The 13,057-nt window shown below is 65.5% G+C and carries 16 protein-coding genes; 7 read left to right on the top strand and 9 right to left on the bottom strand.

All coding sequences use genetic code 11. The annotated features are described in order from the left end of the window. Nucleotides 1-39 precede the first annotated feature (39 nt). Both Q4E25_RS10035 and Q4E25_RS10030 read left to right on the top strand, forming a co-directional pair. Nucleotides 40-1,191, top strand: coding sequence for an MFS transporter (locus Q4E25_RS10035; RefSeq protein WP_303156704.1), 1,152 nt, complete (start codon nucleotides 40-42; stop codon nucleotides 1,189-1,191). 11 nt (nucleotides 1,192-1,202) lie between these two features. After that, nucleotides 1,203-2,483, top strand: coding sequence for a copper oxidase (locus tag Q4E25_RS10030; protein WP_303156702.1), 1,281 nt, complete (start codon nucleotides 1,203-1,205; stop codon nucleotides 2,481-2,483). A 7-nt stretch (nucleotides 2,484-2,490) separates the two neighbouring features. Here Q4E25_RS10030 and Q4E25_RS10025 read toward each other — a convergent pair whose 3' ends face one another. Continuing rightward, nucleotides 2,491-3,936 carry a TM0106 family RecB-like putative nuclease gene (locus Q4E25_RS10025; protein ID WP_303156700.1) on the bottom strand — a complete coding sequence of 482 codons (1,446 nt, stop codon included), beginning with the start codon at nucleotides 3,934-3,936 and terminating at the stop codon, nucleotides 2,491-2,493. 63 nt (nucleotides 3,937-3,999) lie between these two features. On the opposite strand from Q4E25_RS10025, the gene Q4E25_RS10020 reads away from it, so the two are divergent. Both Q4E25_RS10020 and Q4E25_RS10015 read left to right on the top strand, forming a co-directional pair. Then, nucleotides 4,000-4,632 carry a DUF6474 family protein gene (locus Q4E25_RS10020; RefSeq protein ID WP_303156699.1) on the top strand — a complete coding sequence of 211 codons (633 nt, stop codon included), beginning with the start codon at nucleotides 4,000-4,002 and terminating at the stop codon, nucleotides 4,630-4,632. Between the two features lie 272 nt (nucleotides 4,633-4,904). Continuing rightward, nucleotides 4,905-5,222: an Lsr2 family protein gene (locus Q4E25_RS10015; protein ID WP_303156696.1), complete on the top strand. Its 318-nt coding sequence runs from the start codon at nucleotides 4,905-4,907 to the stop codon at nucleotides 5,220-5,222. Nucleotides 5,223-5,229: 7 nt separating this feature from the next. Here Q4E25_RS10015 and Q4E25_RS10010 read toward each other — a convergent pair whose 3' ends face one another. Beyond that, nucleotides 5,230-5,868 carry a response regulator transcription factor gene (locus tag Q4E25_RS10010; RefSeq protein WP_303156692.1) on the bottom strand — a complete coding sequence of 213 codons (639 nt, stop codon included), beginning with the start codon at nucleotides 5,866-5,868 and terminating at the stop codon, nucleotides 5,230-5,232. A 49-nt stretch (nucleotides 5,869-5,917) separates the two neighbouring features. After that, nucleotides 5,918-7,111, bottom strand: coding sequence for a sensor histidine kinase (locus Q4E25_RS10005; RefSeq protein WP_303156691.1), 1,194 nt, complete (start codon nucleotides 7,109-7,111; stop codon nucleotides 5,918-5,920). Between Q4E25_RS10005 and Q4E25_RS10000 the strand changes: the two genes are divergently transcribed. After that, nucleotides 7,110-7,640 (top strand): DUF2020 domain-containing protein, encoded by a 531-nt coding sequence (locus tag Q4E25_RS10000; protein ID WP_303156689.1) that lies wholly within the window; start codon nucleotides 7,110-7,112, stop codon nucleotides 7,638-7,640. The genes Q4E25_RS10005 and Q4E25_RS10000 overlap by 2 nt on opposite strands. An 8-nt stretch (nucleotides 7,641-7,648) precedes the next feature. Here Q4E25_RS10000 and Q4E25_RS09995 read toward each other — a convergent pair whose 3' ends face one another. Next, nucleotides 7,649-7,801 carry a hypothetical protein gene (locus Q4E25_RS09995; RefSeq protein ID WP_303156687.1) on the bottom strand — a complete coding sequence of 51 codons (153 nt, stop codon included), beginning with the start codon at nucleotides 7,799-7,801 and terminating at the stop codon, nucleotides 7,649-7,651. After that, nucleotides 7,802-8,524 carry a class E sortase gene (locus Q4E25_RS09990; protein ID WP_303156685.1) on the bottom strand — a complete coding sequence of 241 codons (723 nt, stop codon included), beginning with the start codon at nucleotides 8,522-8,524 and terminating at the stop codon, nucleotides 7,802-7,804. 61 nt (nucleotides 8,525-8,585) lie between these two features. On the opposite strand from Q4E25_RS09990, the gene yidC reads away from it, so the two are divergent. Further along, nucleotides 8,586-9,521, top strand: coding sequence for a membrane protein insertase YidC (yidC, locus tag Q4E25_RS09985; protein ID WP_303156682.1), 936 nt, complete (start codon nucleotides 8,586-8,588; stop codon nucleotides 9,519-9,521). Here yidC and Q4E25_RS09980 read toward each other — a convergent pair. The 4 genes from Q4E25_RS09980 to Q4E25_RS09965 form a co-directional block, all read right to left on the bottom strand. Beyond that, entirely contained in the window at nucleotides 9,481-10,089 is a 609-nt protein-coding gene (locus Q4E25_RS09980) for a TetR/AcrR family transcriptional regulator (RefSeq protein ID WP_303156681.1), read from the bottom strand. The genes yidC and Q4E25_RS09980 overlap by 41 nt on opposite strands. An 80-nt stretch (nucleotides 10,090-10,169) precedes the next feature. Next, nucleotides 10,170-10,430, bottom strand: coding sequence for a GlsB/YeaQ/YmgE family stress response membrane protein (locus Q4E25_RS09975; protein ID WP_303156678.1), 261 nt, complete (start codon nucleotides 10,428-10,430; stop codon nucleotides 10,170-10,172). A gap of 85 nt (nucleotides 10,431-10,515) precedes the next feature. After that, complete coding sequence (locus Q4E25_RS09970; RefSeq protein ID WP_303156676.1) at nucleotides 10,516-11,412, bottom strand: universal stress protein; 897 nt, start codon at nucleotides 11,410-11,412, stop codon at nucleotides 10,516-10,518. 43 nt (nucleotides 11,413-11,455) lie between these two features. Then, nucleotides 11,456-11,599 carry a hypothetical protein gene (locus Q4E25_RS09965; protein ID WP_303156674.1) on the bottom strand — a complete coding sequence of 48 codons (144 nt, stop codon included), beginning with the start codon at nucleotides 11,597-11,599 and terminating at the stop codon, nucleotides 11,456-11,458. On the opposite strand from Q4E25_RS09965, the gene Q4E25_RS09960 reads away from it, so the two are divergent. Further along, entirely contained in the window at nucleotides 11,598-12,614 is a 1,017-nt protein-coding gene (locus Q4E25_RS09960) for a pseudouridine synthase (RefSeq protein WP_303156672.1), read from the top strand. The genes Q4E25_RS09965 and Q4E25_RS09960 overlap by 2 nt on opposite strands. Nucleotides 12,615-13,057 lie beyond the last annotated feature (443 nt).

The following is a 13,057-nucleotide window of genomic DNA, read 5'->3' as shown; positions in this document are numbered from 1 at the left end:
CATTTTACACATCACCCACGGTAGCGCATGCTTGTCTCCATGACTCGAACCCGGCGCGCCACCATTGCCATGCTCTTTGTGGGGCTGGCCATCTTCTCCGGCCTCTACCCCACCCAAGCCATGCTCCCCGCACTCGTCGAGGACATGGGCATGAGCTCCGCCGAGGCCGCCATGACCATCTCGGCCGCCACCGGCGCGCTGGCCATGTGCGTGATCCCCATGTCCATCCTCTCCGAGCGCTTCGGGCGCGGCCGCATGCTACTCATCTCCACGGTGTCCGCCACGCTCATCGGCATGCTCGTTCCCCTGGCCCCCACCCCGGGCGCGCTCATCGCGGTGCGCGGCCTGCAGGGGGCCGTGATGGCCGGCGCCCCGGCCACCGCCATGGCGTGGATTTCCGAGGAGCTCGACTCCAACCAGATCGCCCGCGCCATGGGCCTTTACATCGCCGGCACCACCGTGGGCGGGCTGACCGGCCGCCTCATCCCCACCGGACTGCTCGAGTTCACCTCCTGGCGCTGGGCCCTGGCCGGGTCCAGCCTGGTCACGCTCACCTTCGCCATCATCGGCGCGCTGCTCTTGCCCTCACCGCGCAACTTCCGCCCCAAGGAGATTCACTTCGGCAGCGAGCTGCGCGCCATCGCCAGGCACGCGTGCGATAGGCGCCTCATCCCGCTGTTCATCGTGGCTTTCGTGGCCATGGGCACCTTCGTGGCGCTCTACAACTTCTTGAGTTTCCGCCTCATCCATCACTTCGGGCTCGCCCCGGGCATCGCGGGCCTAGTCTTCCTCTTCTACCTCACCGGCACGTGGTCCTCGGCGCGGGCGGGCTCCCTGGTCAACCGCTGGGGGCACGGGCCCACGCTCATGGTCTCCTGCCTGCTGCTGGCCGTGGGCATCGCCCTGTGCGCCGGGCCGCTTTTTGCCGTGCTCAGCGGCATCGTGCTGTTTACCGTGGGTTTCTTCGCCGCGCACGCCACAGCCTCCGGCTGGGTGGGGCACATCGCCACCCACGATAGGGCCGAGGCCTCGAGCCTCTACGTCTTCTTCTATTACTGGGGCAGCTCCATCCTGGGCGCTTCAGCGGGCCTGCTTTTCGACGCCGTCAGCTGGACCATCTTCATCTGCATCTTCACCGCCATTAGCGCTGGACTGGTGGTGCTCACCTGGTTCGCGAGAAAAAACGGATAAACTCGTGTTTTATGGATAAGTGGTCAGCGCGCACGTGGCATCGCAAGGCATCCCGTCCCGTCAGCATCTGGATGGTGGTCTTCCTCATCATCGGGCTGAGCCACATCCTCATCCCCAACTACCGCTGGGTGCTCATCCACCTGTTTACCCTGGGCATCCTCACCAACAGCATCATGGTGTGGTCGCAGCATCTCACCGAGAAGTTCGTTCAGCTCAAGCTGCCGGATTCCGCCCGTCCGCGCCAGCTGCGGCGCATTTACCTGCTCAACCTCGGCATCGTCGTGGTGATTGCCGGACAGCTCTTCGCCGAGTCCTGGCCGCCGCATTGGATCCTCACCGCCGTCGGTGCCGCACTGGTCACGGCGATGGTGCTCTGGCACGCCGCCGAGCTCGCCCGGCTGTGGCGCCAGGCAGAGAACAAGCGCTTCCGCCCCGTGGTGGCCGCGTACGTGGGCTCGGCGCTCTTCCTGGCCGTCGGCGCCTGCCTGGGCGGAGTGCTCGCGGCCTTCCCCAGCCAGCCGCAGCTGATTATCGCGCACGTGGCGGCCAATGTGGGCGGCTTCGTGGGCCTAGCCGCGGCCGGCTCGCTGACCATCCTCTTTCCCGCCATGTGGCGCACCCAGGGGGTCAACCCGCGCATGCGGCCGAGCTTCTGGCTGCTCGCCGCGGGCGTGGTGGCCACCTTGCTGGGGGCGATTATCAACGTGCCGCAAGCGGGGCTTCTTCTCTACTGCGTGGGCTGGGCCTTGAGCCTGCAGGGCTGGGTGGCCACCGCGCTGCGCGCCGGCACCGAGCAGCCCAGCCGGCTGACCTACCCCGCGGTCTCCGCCCTGCTGGCCAACTTCTGGCTGGTGGGCGGGCTGGCCTACTACAGCGTCGAGCACTTCTTCACCCCGGAGCCCAAGGTGCCCATGCTGGCGCTGGTGGTGGGTTTTGCCGGCCAGCTGCTCATCGGCACCATGTGCTACCTGTTGCCCACCACGATGGGCGGCGGGCCCGCGGCCACCCGCGCCGGACTGCGCGAGCTCAACCGCATGGGGCTGTTGCGCGCCACCTTTGTCAACGGCGGCCTGGGGCTGTGGCTTATCACCAGCAACTCCTGGACCATGGTGGGCGCCTCCGCGCTGTGCCTGGGCGCGCTGGCCGCGCTGCTGCCGCTCATGATCCGCGCGGTCAAGGCGCAGAAGGCCGTCATCCAGGGCAAGGCCGAGGGCCCAGCGCCCGAGGCTGCCGCGCCGTGGAGCCAGGTCTGGGCGGGCATCGCAGTGCTGGCCCTGCTGGCCGCGCTGTGAGCCGGGTTTAGCGCAGGAAGTCCCGCAGATCCGGGATGCCTGGCGCGCCGGCGCTCATCCACTCGCGCACCACCCGGGTGGCCTGGACGTCGCCGGCGTTGTAATCCAGGATCTGCTGCCGCGCGTGGGTATCCCCAGCCAGAGCTTCGCGGCGCGCGTTGACGGACTCCTCGCCGTCGAACTCCTCCGGCCAGGCAAAGCCGGCCACGGGGGCGACCGTCTTGAGGCTCAGCCCAAAGGGCCCGGCAAAACTGCGCTTGACGTGGACGAAGAGATCCACCCACTCCGGGGAGTTGATGAAGGCCTCGACCTCCTCAGCCCCCGGGGTGCCAAAGCGCTGGGCGCAGCGGCGAAGCCAGTGGTTCTCCCCGTGCGCGGAATAGCAGTAGGCGGCGAAGGTCTTGCCCTCCGCGTGGGCTTGGGCGCGCAGGCCCATAAGCCACCGCCAGAACTGCGCCACGGTGGCCGCCTCCGCACGCCCGCCCAGCGGATCCCAGGTGACAAAGGGATGGTAGCGGCCCTCGTGCCACGCGCCCCACAGGTAGACGCCCTGATCCATGTAGGCCTCCATGTCCACGTCCACCTCGACGTCCGCGCGCGGCACCGCCACGGAGTCGCGGCGCAGCAGCGGGATATCGCGCTGCCAGGCGGCGGCGAGGGCGGAGGGTTCACCAAGGCGGGCCTCAACAAGCCCCTGCACCGTGTCGATGCCGCACTCGCGGAAGTCGCGCGCTCGATCCCCCGGGAGGAAGAGCGAGATCTCATCCCGGGCGCGCAGCTCCGGCTCGCAGAGCTGCCAGAAACGGCAGCTGGCGCACTCCTTGACGCGGCGCGGGGCGCTAGGCAGCGGCTGGTTGAGCGCCTCCTCCACCTGGTATCGCGCGGTGTCAGTGAAGAAGGCGTGGTCACGGTCCTGGCCAATGGCTCCGCCTCGGCCCGAATTCATCCCCGCCGCCTCCAGCCCGCGGGCGGCCAGACCCAGGCGGTAGCCGTCGATGGCGTGGTGCTTGGTCTTGTACCTCAGCTCCAGCGGCTGGCTCAGCCCCAGCCGGTGGGTGGGCACCGCCGGGGTACGGGCCGAGGAGTGCGGGCGGGCGATGCGGTGGTTCGAGACGATGATCGGGGTGTAAGCCTCGCCCTCGCGCAGCAGAAGCTCCACCTTGACCATCCATGTCGCGGTGCTCAGCACCGCATTGGTGATGTGGGTATAACCGGCGGCCATCGCCTCGAGGGTAGCCATGGAACGCTCCCAGTCCGTGCCCTCCAGATCGATGCGGCGGAAGCGCCCTGGGGCCTTGCGGGGGAGCTTGGCCAGCACGGCCGCAATAGCCGCGGCGTGGCGCTCGGCGCGGGCTAGGCTGGCGTGGGTGCGCGGCACGTCCGGGTGGGCGCGCCGCTGCACCACACGGTAGCGGCACCCCACGAGGTCTCCAGCGGCGAGCACATCCTTCACACCGGGTGAGCTTAACCGACCAGCTTGCTAAAGTTGAACCCACACCCTAACGAAGGACTTTTAATGAGCATTATGAAGAAACTCCGCAAGGCGCGCATCGAGGCCCGCGCCGAGGCCAAGGCCGCGAAGACGCGCGCGAAGGCTGAGGTCAAGGCTGCAGACAAGGCGCGTCGCCGCCAGCAGAAGCTGCTGGCCAAGCAGGAAAAGGCGCTGATTAAGGCCGAGAACAAGGGTCTGAAGAACCGCCGCAAGCACGAGTACAAGATGGCCAAGGCCGAGCTGGAGCGCATCAAGAAGGGCCGCTTTAACCGCGATAACGTCAAACGCTACGCGGGTGCACTGCGTACCGCCGCCCCGTTGCTGCTGCCGCTGATCTACCGCGGTGTGACCGCCGCGCAGGATCAGCTGGAGAAGAAGCGCGCGCAGAAGGCAGGCGTCAGCGCCGATCAGCTGGCCTCCTTCTCCGGCCACGGCGCGCCGCTCAAGGCGCGCGTGGCGGGCATTCGCAATTCCCTGCAGAATGCCGAGGTTCCCGCCGGGTTCAAGCGCGACGTTAAGGAACGTCTCACCGAGCTCGATACGGCAATTGACAATGCAGAGTTCATGACCGAGGCACAGCGACGCCGCGCACACTCCTCGATTAACTCGGAAATTGACGCCATCACCGAGGCAATCCAGGAAAAGCTTTCCGCCTAGTTTGGCCTTTTTAGACCCTGCCCGCCCGGCAGGGTTTTTCTTTTGCCTGCATGAGCTGGACATATGAGTTCATTATGCGGACCAAAATTCTAATTCACTTTTTCCTACGATGAAAAAAGAACGCCTACTTCGCGCGCCGTAAGAATGCTTGTTATTGTGTAAACAAAAGGGGCAAACTCTCGTTGCTTCTTAAGGCCGAATCTTCCCCGGCCATACAGGGCAGAGACACTGATGAAAACACTTTCTTAACTGACACATATATTGGAGCACCTATGGCCCGCCGTGAAGTCACCCAATTCTTCGACGACATCGACCACACCCCCATCAACGAGGACGAGCTGGAAGTCATCCGCTTCAGCGTCAACGGCAAGAACTATCTGCTGGATCTGTCCCGCGAGAACGCCCGCGCCTTCCATGAGATGATGACCCCCTACATCGAGGCGGCCCGCATCGCCCCAGACCGCGACAACCGCCGCGTGGATCCCAGCAAGGTCCGCGCCTGGGCCCGCGAGCAGGGCATCCCCGTGGCCCACCGCGGCAAGATCCCGCACAGCGTCATCGACGCCTACAACGAGGCCCACGCGGTCTAAAAGCCCCCTAGAGCACGCCCTGCTCGCGCGCGGCCGCCACGGCGGAGGTGCGCGAGCGCACGCCCAGCTTGTCGTAGATGTGGACAAGGTGGGACTTAACCGTCGCCTCAGAGAGCATGAGCTCCACGCCGATCTCCTTGTTGGAGGAGCCCGCCGCCACCAGCTTGAGCACCTCCAGCTCGCGCGGGGTCAGCGAGGTGCGCGGGGTGCGCACGCGCGTCATGAGGCGGTCCGCCACCACCGGGGAGAGCGCGGAATCGCCCTCCGCTGCCGAGCGCACGGCGGCCAGCAGCTCCGTCGGCGGGGCGTCCTTGAGCAGGTAGCCCACCGCGCCGGCCTCGATGGCGCCGAGGATGTCGGCGTCGGTGTCATAGTTGGTCACCACCAGGACTTTCGGCGGGTTGGCCATGGAGGAGCGGATAGCCGCGGTGGCCTCCGCACCACCCATGACGCGCATGCCCTCCACGCCGGCGCCGAAGCGCAGATCCATGAGCAGCACGTCGATGCCCCCTGCCTGCGCGGCGGAAACGGCGGCTTCAGCGGTAGCGACTTCCCCCACGACCTCGATGTCCTCGGCGCCCTCCAGCACGGAGCGCAAGCCCAGACGGACAATTTCGTGATCATCCGCCAGCAAGACCCTGATCATGACCGCTTCCTCCTCAATAGCGCGCCTTTCGCGCAGAAAACACTGTCTCTTAATCTACATGCTCGGCCAAGGGCACACTAACAGAGACGGCGGTGCCCGTTCCCGGGGTGGATTCGATGACCACCTCGCCGCCGAGCTCCTCGGCGCGGCGTCGCATAGCGGCCAACCCGATGTGGCCGAGTCCAGCGGGCCGGGCCTCCACCGCCTCGACGTCGAAGCCCTGGCCGTTATCCACCACGTCCACGCGCACCTCGTCCGGCGCGTAGGTCACCGTCACCCGGGCACGGCTGGCCTGGGCATGCTTGACGACGTTCCCCACCGCCCCCTGCGCAATCCGCAGAAGCGCGGCCTCCACCTTCATGGGCAGCTGGAAGACATCGCCCTCGGCGTCGACCTCGACAGCCACGCCGCTGGTGGCCGTGTAATTCTCCGCCATCCTGCCCAGGGCGGCTTCCAGGGAGGTCTCCGCCAGCGCCGGGGGCTGCAGAGCGGCGATCATGGCGCGGGCCTCGTGCAGGTTATCCGCCGCGGTGCGCCGCGCCAGCTCGATGCGCTCCTGGGCGCGCGGGATGTCCTCGCCCGCGAGATCCCGGTCCGCGGCGTGCAGCAGCATTTGGATGGAGGAGAGCCCCTGGGCCAGGGTGTCATGGATCTCGTGGGCGATGCGCTGGCGCTCGGCGATCATTCCGGCGTCACGCTCCGAGGCCGCCAGCTGGGAGCGGGTATCCATCAGCTCGGTGTTCATCGCCGTGAGCTTCTGGTTCATCCGCGCCAGCGCCCGGAAGGCGTAGGTGATTGCGATGGTCACCAGCGCCGAGACCGCCGGGCCCATGACGCCGCCGAAGGTCAGCCCGCTGGGGATCTGCACGAGGATGGAGATGAGCATCGTCGCCATGACGCACAGCACTCCGGCCACCACGTCGAGCACGTAGGGGTAGAGGAAGAAGAGCGCGAAGACCAGGTACACCGCTACCGGGGCCACGGCCATATCCGCCAGCCACAGGATGGTGAGCATGCCGAGCCAGACGGAGCGGGCGGTCTTGGGCATGGTCTCCAGGTAGACGGATCCGCCGAAGTAGACCGCGGCGAAGGCCACCAGCAGCACGAGGTTGAGCACCGCCTGGGACAGCGGCAGCTGCACCGAGCTCAGGATGGAGACCACGAGGAGCGTCGCCGTGAGCACGTGGATTCCGTTGCGGAAGGCGTCAGTATCGCGGGAGCGCTGGTCTATGGTGGACGTCATGCGCAAAAGCCTACTGCCCTGCCTCGCGGCGCTCACCCTCGCCCTCAGCGCCTGCGCGCAGCACACCGAGCCGGCCGAGGAATCACCCGCCCCCGAATCCACGCTGAGCCCCCTGCCCACCGCCGCCCCACAGGCGGAAGCCACCGAGTGGCGCGACTGCCCCTATCTGGATACCGCCTGGCTGGCGCAGACCAACGGGCAAAAGGTCACCCGCGTGGGCGTGGACCCCAGCTTTGACACCCCGGCCTGCATCTTCTGGTCCTACCCGGAGGATCCGCAGGCCACGATCATCGTTGAGAAGCAAGACAGCGTCGAGGCCGCCCGCGCGCTGGTCGACGCCACCGCGCCCGTCAGCGAGACCGAGCTCGCCGAGTTTGAGGGCTGGTCCGGCGGGCGCGGCATCGTCAACGAGCACGCCGTCTACGCCGTGCAGAAGGACACCACCGCGGTGCTCGTATGGTCCAACCAGCTGCAAACGCTGAAGACGGAGCTCATTGCCCAGGAGGTCATCCGCAATCTGGGGCTTTAATCCCCGGCCTAGACCGCGACGTCGTTGTAGGGCATGAGCGCCGAGACCCAGGGGAAGACCACCTCCATGAGCAGGAAGAACACCGCCACCAGCAGCGCCAGCGCCAGCAGCGCCTTGACCGGGGTGGGCCCGGGCAGCAGATTCCACAGTGCCTTGTACATTTACCTCTCCTCCAGGACGGCGGGGCGCTGCCCGGCTATCTTCGGTTCCTTCTCCACCGCCATGGCGTGGACTATCATGCGCTCGGCGTTGGAAAACTGCGGGTGGCAGGTGGTCAGGGTGAGCAGCGCCTCGCTCGGGGCGGCCTCCGAGCCCGGCACCGGGGCAATCACCCCGATGTCGCCAGGAGTGGTGATCTCCCGCCCGGGCAGGGCGGCGTACTCGGGCTTGGCGCGCTGCTCCTCGCTGAGGCAGGGGGCCGGGGAGGCGTCGACAGGCAGCACGCGGTAGGTGATCCACTCCGTCTGGGTCTCCACCACGATGGCGTCGCAGGTGCGCAGGTTGGCCAGGTCATTGAAGGGCGCGCCCTTGCCCACGCGGTGGCCGGCCACCGCGAAGTTGCCCGTCTCCCCCGGCAGCTGGGACTCCACGTAGCGGCCGGGGCCGCGCAGGAGGTCGGCGTCGTCCGTGCCCTCCAGGATGGCGAAGTTGTAATCCGCGCCGAAGACCGGAATGTACATCCGCGCGAAGGCCTCACCCAGCTGCGGGGTGAGCGTGCCGCGCGGGTTACGCCACTGTTGCTCCAGGTTATCGCTGGCTTCCTCCTGCAGTTTGCCGGATTCCAGATTGGTCCAATAGGCCTCGTAGAAGGCAAACAAGAGCAGCAGCACTCCCAGCGTGAGCAGTAGCTCACCTATCACCGTGCTCACCCGGGCTTTTTTCATGCACCAACCTTAACCCTTGTAGTGTGTAAGTGCCCTATCGTGCGAGAGCGAGGAGTTCATTATGCTCGAAATCTTCATGTACCCGGTTTCCGGAATCATGAAATTCTGGCATCTGGTGTGCTCGCTCTTCCTCAACGGCTCCCACGCGTGGATCGCCACCATCGTCCTGCTGGTGCTCACCGTGCGCGGGCTGATCGCTCCGCTCAACTGGCAATCCATCAAGCAGGGCCGCATCGGCGCGCTCATGCGCCCGGAGCAAGCCGCGATCACCGAGCGCCTGCGCAACGCCACGGAGGTCGACGAGGCCGTCGAGGCCCTCAAGGATCAGCAGGAGCTCAAGGAGCGCTTCGCCCACAACCCGGCCATCGGCTGCCTGCCCATCTTCATCATCCTGCCCGTCTTCCTGGGCCTATACCGGGTGGTGCTGCGTGTGTCCGGCACCGCCAACGAGCCGGTGGGCATGCTCACGCTTGACGACGTCTCCTCCTTCCGCACCTCCACCGTCTTCGGCGTGCCCCTCACGGACTTCGCCCGCGACCACCACGGCCTGGTGCTACCGATGCTCGTCGCGGCCATCACCTTCACGTTCCTCAACACGCTGATCACGCTCTACCGCGGCTTCCTCACCACGCAGTTCGATCAGAAGATTCCGCGCCGCCTCTTCTGGTTCATGATCATCACCATCGTCCTGGTGCCCTGGATGCTGTGGAATGTGGCCTGGCACGGGCCCATCCCGGTGACGATCATCTTCTACTGGGGCTGCACCTACCTGTTCACCCTGGTGCAGACGCTGGTCTACGAGGCCATCCTGCGCAAGCGCTACCCCCTGCCGGAGGCCGTGCACGAGCAGCGCCGCGAGAGCATCCGCCGCTGGCGCGCCAAGGAGAAGGCCCCGAAGCGCTCGAAGGAAGAGCGCAAAGAGAACGCCCGCGTCATCGCACAGGCGCGTCAGGCACTTAAATCGAGTAATCCGCCGGAGGAGCCGAGAGAAGCTTAACCGCCATGTCCTTCGCGGTGTACAGGGGTGCCACCTCGCGGGTGAGGCGAGCGCCGGCCAGGCCGCCGTCGAGAAGAATGAGCAGCTGGCTGGCCTGGGTCTGAGAGGGGTAGCCGTTCTTGGCGGTGAGCAGCGCGGTCATGGTGGAGTGCATCCACGTGCGGTGCTCCAGACAGGCGGCCACGATGCCGCGCTCGGAGTCGGTCTCGGGGCGCGGATACTCGCCGGCTGCGTTGGAGAAGTGGGAGCCGCGGAACTCCATGCCGGGCTGCTCCTCAATGGCCTTGTCAAAGAAGGCCAGCACCTTCTTTTCCGGATCCGTCATCTCCTTGGTGCGCTCGTTCCAGTCCGCACGGAAGGCCTCGTCGAGGGCCTCGACGTAGGCGATGACCAGCGCGTCCTTCGAGCCGAAGAGGGAGTAGAGGGAGGCCTTGGCCACGTCGGCCTCGCGCAGGATGCGGTCGATGCCGATGACGCGGATGCCCTCGGTGGTGAAAAGGTTGGTGGCCGACTCCAAGAGGCGGCTGCGCGGGCTAGGGCGGTTGCGGCGCGACTTCTTCTCGGCCATAAGCACTCCTCATCCTCTTCAGAAATAACGAAAACCGGTTCATCTACACAATATAGACAAACCGGTATGTTCGCTAATTCCTATTTCTTGCCGCCCTTGATCACTCCCAAGAGCCACAGGAAGAGGCAGGCGCCCGCGGTGGCCGTGACGATCATGAGGAACCAGTGGCCCTCCACGTTCTTATCAAACAGCGACAGCAAGCCGCCGCCCACCAAGCCGCCGATGACGCCGACGATCAGGTTGGTCATCAGACCATGATCGCGGTGCATGATCTTCTCAGCGAGCCAGCCCGCGATGATGCCAACAACAATCGAGCCGAAGAATCCAAGTCCAAGACCCATTGACTATCTCTCCTTCACTATTTATCAGTAGGTGCTTATAAAACCACACCGTACTAGAGCAGCGCCGGAAGATCTATGGTGCGCTCTACTCGGACTCCGGGCGCACAACCATCATCGGGCACGGCGCGGCCTGCAGCAGCGCGCGGGAGGTGGAGCCCAGCAGCATGCCCTTAAAGCCGCCGCGGCCGTGAGAGCCAACGACCAGCAGCTGGGCGCCCTCGGCGGCGTCCGTCAGCGCGCGCACCGGGCGGTCGCGGGCGATGATCTTTTTCACCGGGACGTTCGGGTACTCCTTCTGGTGCTCGGCCAGGCGCTCGGTGAGCAGCTCGGCCTGCTCCTTCTCCACGTCTGCCCACTCTGCCTGCGCTGCGGAGAGGCCAGCCAGCGAGGACTGAACCTGCATGTCCATCCAGGTATGAATGGCGATGAGTTCACAACCGCGGGCATCCGCCTCCTTGAAGGCATAAGCAGTGGCCTTCTGGGAAACCTCGGAGCCGTCCACGCCGACAACGATGGGGCCGTACTTGGTCGCCTCAGTGACGTTGTTGTCCTCACGAACCACCACGACCGGGCACGATGCGTGGGAGACCACGGATGCGGAGACAGAGCCCATGACCATGCCGGAGAGCCCACCCATGCCGCGAGAGCCCATGACGATCATGGTGACGTCCTTGGACATCTCCAGAAGCATGTCAATCGGCGAGCCTTCAGCCACCGTGTGGCCAATCTTCAGCTCTGGAGCCACCTCGTGCGCGATGGTGCGGGCCTCCTCGATCTTCTCGAGGGTCTCTGCCTGCAGCTCCTCAAAGAGCTCCTTCGGCGGGACCATGCCCTCAGCGTAGAGGAATTGCGGCATGGTGTAGCTGGACGCGATGCGCAGCGGGATGCCACGCTTCAGTGCGGTGTTAGCTGCCCAACGAACGGCGTTCTTTGATGCCTCCGAGCCATCAACGGCAACAACGACAATGTCTTCTTTGGCCATGACCTCTCCTTTCAGGTGGTTATACCCTCAGTGTAGTACTTATTTACGCAGCTGGCGACGGTTTGGCGGCCTCAGCGTTAGCTGGGAACATGATGTTGTAGAAGATCTCGAGGGCGTCGCGCAGGAAGGCGCCGATGCCCTGGGAGGAAAATTCCATTGCGGGTGCAAGAAGAGAGTCAAAATCCATGGGAGAAAGAATAGTACACAGGGGCAAGCGCGCAACCCCCTTGCCCATTCGCGATGGCCTCAATCCCACCCGTGCCCGCGTGCCGGAAGGGCCGGTCACGGCCTGGGATTTTGTGGAGCATCTCATCTCCACGCAGCGCCACCGTCACCCGCTTGACGGCGCCTCCGCTCTCCTCCACCGCTTCACCTCCGGCCAGGTTGTCTTGCGCGACGGCACACCCCTGCGCCCGGAGTCTTTGGTGGCTACTGGTCATGACGTGTACTTCTACCGGATGCCCGCCCCGGAGACACCGGTACCCTACGACATCCCGATTCTCTACGAAGATGAGAACCTGCTCGTTGTGGACAAGCCGCCCTTCATGGCAACGATGCCGCGGGCTCGCCACATTACGCAAACCGCTACGGTACAGATGCGCCGCATCACGGGCAACGACGAGCTTTCACCGGCCCACCGCCTAGATAGGCTCACCTCCGGTATCCTGCTCTTCACCAAGCGCCCCGAGATCCGCGGCGCCTACCAGACGCTTTTTGCGCAGCGCGAGGTGCACAAGACCTACGAGGCCATCGCTTCCGCTCCCTCCGCCGCCACCCCGGACGGCATTCCCATAACCCCCGGCACAGTCTGGAAGAGTCGCATTGAAAAGGTCCCCGGCGAGATCCAGGGCCGACTAGTCGAGGGCCCCACCAACGCCATCACCGAAGTCGCGTCCGTCGATCCAGTCGATACCGCTGCCTACGAGGCACTGCACGGCAAGGTGGGCGAGCTAGCCAAGTACACCCTCAAGCCCAGGACCGGCAAGACGCATCAACTGCGCCTGCACATGTGGGCCGCAGGCGTGCCGATTCTCGGCGACCCCGTCTACCCCGTCATCCTTCCCGCCGAAGCCGAGGACATGCGCGTGCCCATGCACCTGACGGCCGTGCACATCGCGTTCATCGATCCGCTCAGCGGAAAACCCCGGGAGTTCGCCTCGCAGCTGCCCTTGTACGCCCACAGTTTCTTGCCACCCCAATAGGCCGATCCGGATCGTTGGCCCGGGAAAGCTTTTGACCAGCGCTTTTGCCCGCGATTCCGAGCCCTCTTGCGCCGCCGAGCGACGTCCCCTCTCATCGAGACGCGCCTGCCGGCTTCTTGGCCCGGCCTCCTAGCCGTGCCTTTAACAAGCGGCCTTTAGCAAGCCGGCCTTTAACAGGCTGTGCCTTCGTGGCCTAAATCGAGTTTTTCCGTTTTCAGTACAGCCCCATTAAGCGTCTCCAGGCCGCCACGGCAGCTTCCTCCTGCTCTTTGCTTCCCCCGCCCTTTTTGCGGTGGAGTCTGCGGCCCCCTACCCAGGACTTGACCGCCCCTGGGGACTCTATCGGGATTGGTTGCTGGTCTCCCAGCTTCAATAAGGCACCCGAAACCGCCCCGAACTGGGCGGCTGTTTGAGGCTGGAAGATTTGCCGTGCCCGTCTCGGT

It is taken from the genome of Corynebacterium sp. (genome assembly GCF_030532325.1).
Taxonomy (GTDB): domain Bacteria; phylum Actinomycetota; class Actinomycetes; order Mycobacteriales; family Mycobacteriaceae; genus Corynebacterium.
Note: the sequence above shows the minus strand (reverse complement) of the source record. Positions and strands in the feature narration are given on the sequence as shown.

Coding starts and splice junctions, on each gene's coding strand:
- Q4E25_RS10035 (WP_303156704.1), top strand. CDS start 40: ATGACTCGAACCCGGCGCGCCACCATTGCCATGCTCTTTGTGGGGCTG.
- Q4E25_RS10005 (WP_303156691.1), bottom strand. CDS start 7,111: ATGACGTCCACCATAGACCAGCGCTCCCGCGATACTGACGCCTTCCGC.
- Q4E25_RS09990 (WP_303156685.1), bottom strand. CDS start 8,524: ATGAAAAAAGCCCGGGTGAGCACGGTGATAGGTGAGCTACTGCTCACG.
- Q4E25_RS09970 (WP_303156676.1), bottom strand. CDS start 11,412: ATGGCCAAAGAAGACATTGTCGTTGTTGCCGTTGATGGCTCGGAGGCA.
- Q4E25_RS09965 (WP_303156674.1), bottom strand. CDS start 11,599: ATGGATTTTGACTCTCTTCTTGCACCCGCAATGGAATTTTCCTCCCAG.
- Q4E25_RS09975 (WP_303156678.1), bottom strand. CDS start 10,430: ATGGGTCTTGGACTTGGATTCTTCGGCTCGATTGTTGTTGGCATCATC.
- Q4E25_RS09995 (WP_303156687.1), bottom strand. CDS start 7,801: ATGTACAAGGCACTGTGGAATCTGCTGCCCGGGCCCACCCCGGTCAAG.
- Q4E25_RS09980 (WP_303156681.1), bottom strand. CDS start 10,089: ATGGCCGAGAAGAAGTCGCGCCGCAACCGCCCTAGCCCGCGCAGCCGC.
- Q4E25_RS10015 (WP_303156696.1), top strand. CDS start 4,905: ATGGCCCGCCGTGAAGTCACCCAATTCTTCGACGACATCGACCACACC.
- Q4E25_RS10010 (WP_303156692.1), bottom strand. CDS start 5,868: ATGATCAGGGTCTTGCTGGCGGATGATCACGAAATTGTCCGTCTGGGC.
- Q4E25_RS10030 (WP_303156702.1), top strand. CDS start 1,203: ATGGATAAGTGGTCAGCGCGCACGTGGCATCGCAAGGCATCCCGTCCC.
- yidC (WP_303156682.1), top strand. CDS start 8,586: ATGCTCGAAATCTTCATGTACCCGGTTTCCGGAATCATGAAATTCTGG.
- Q4E25_RS10000 (WP_303156689.1), top strand. CDS start 7,110: ATGCGCAAAAGCCTACTGCCCTGCCTCGCGGCGCTCACCCTCGCCCTC.
- Q4E25_RS09960 (WP_303156672.1), top strand. CDS start 11,598: ATGGGAGAAAGAATAGTACACAGGGGCAAGCGCGCAACCCCCTTGCCC.
- Q4E25_RS10020 (WP_303156699.1), top strand. CDS start 4,000: ATGAGCATTATGAAGAAACTCCGCAAGGCGCGCATCGAGGCCCGCGCC.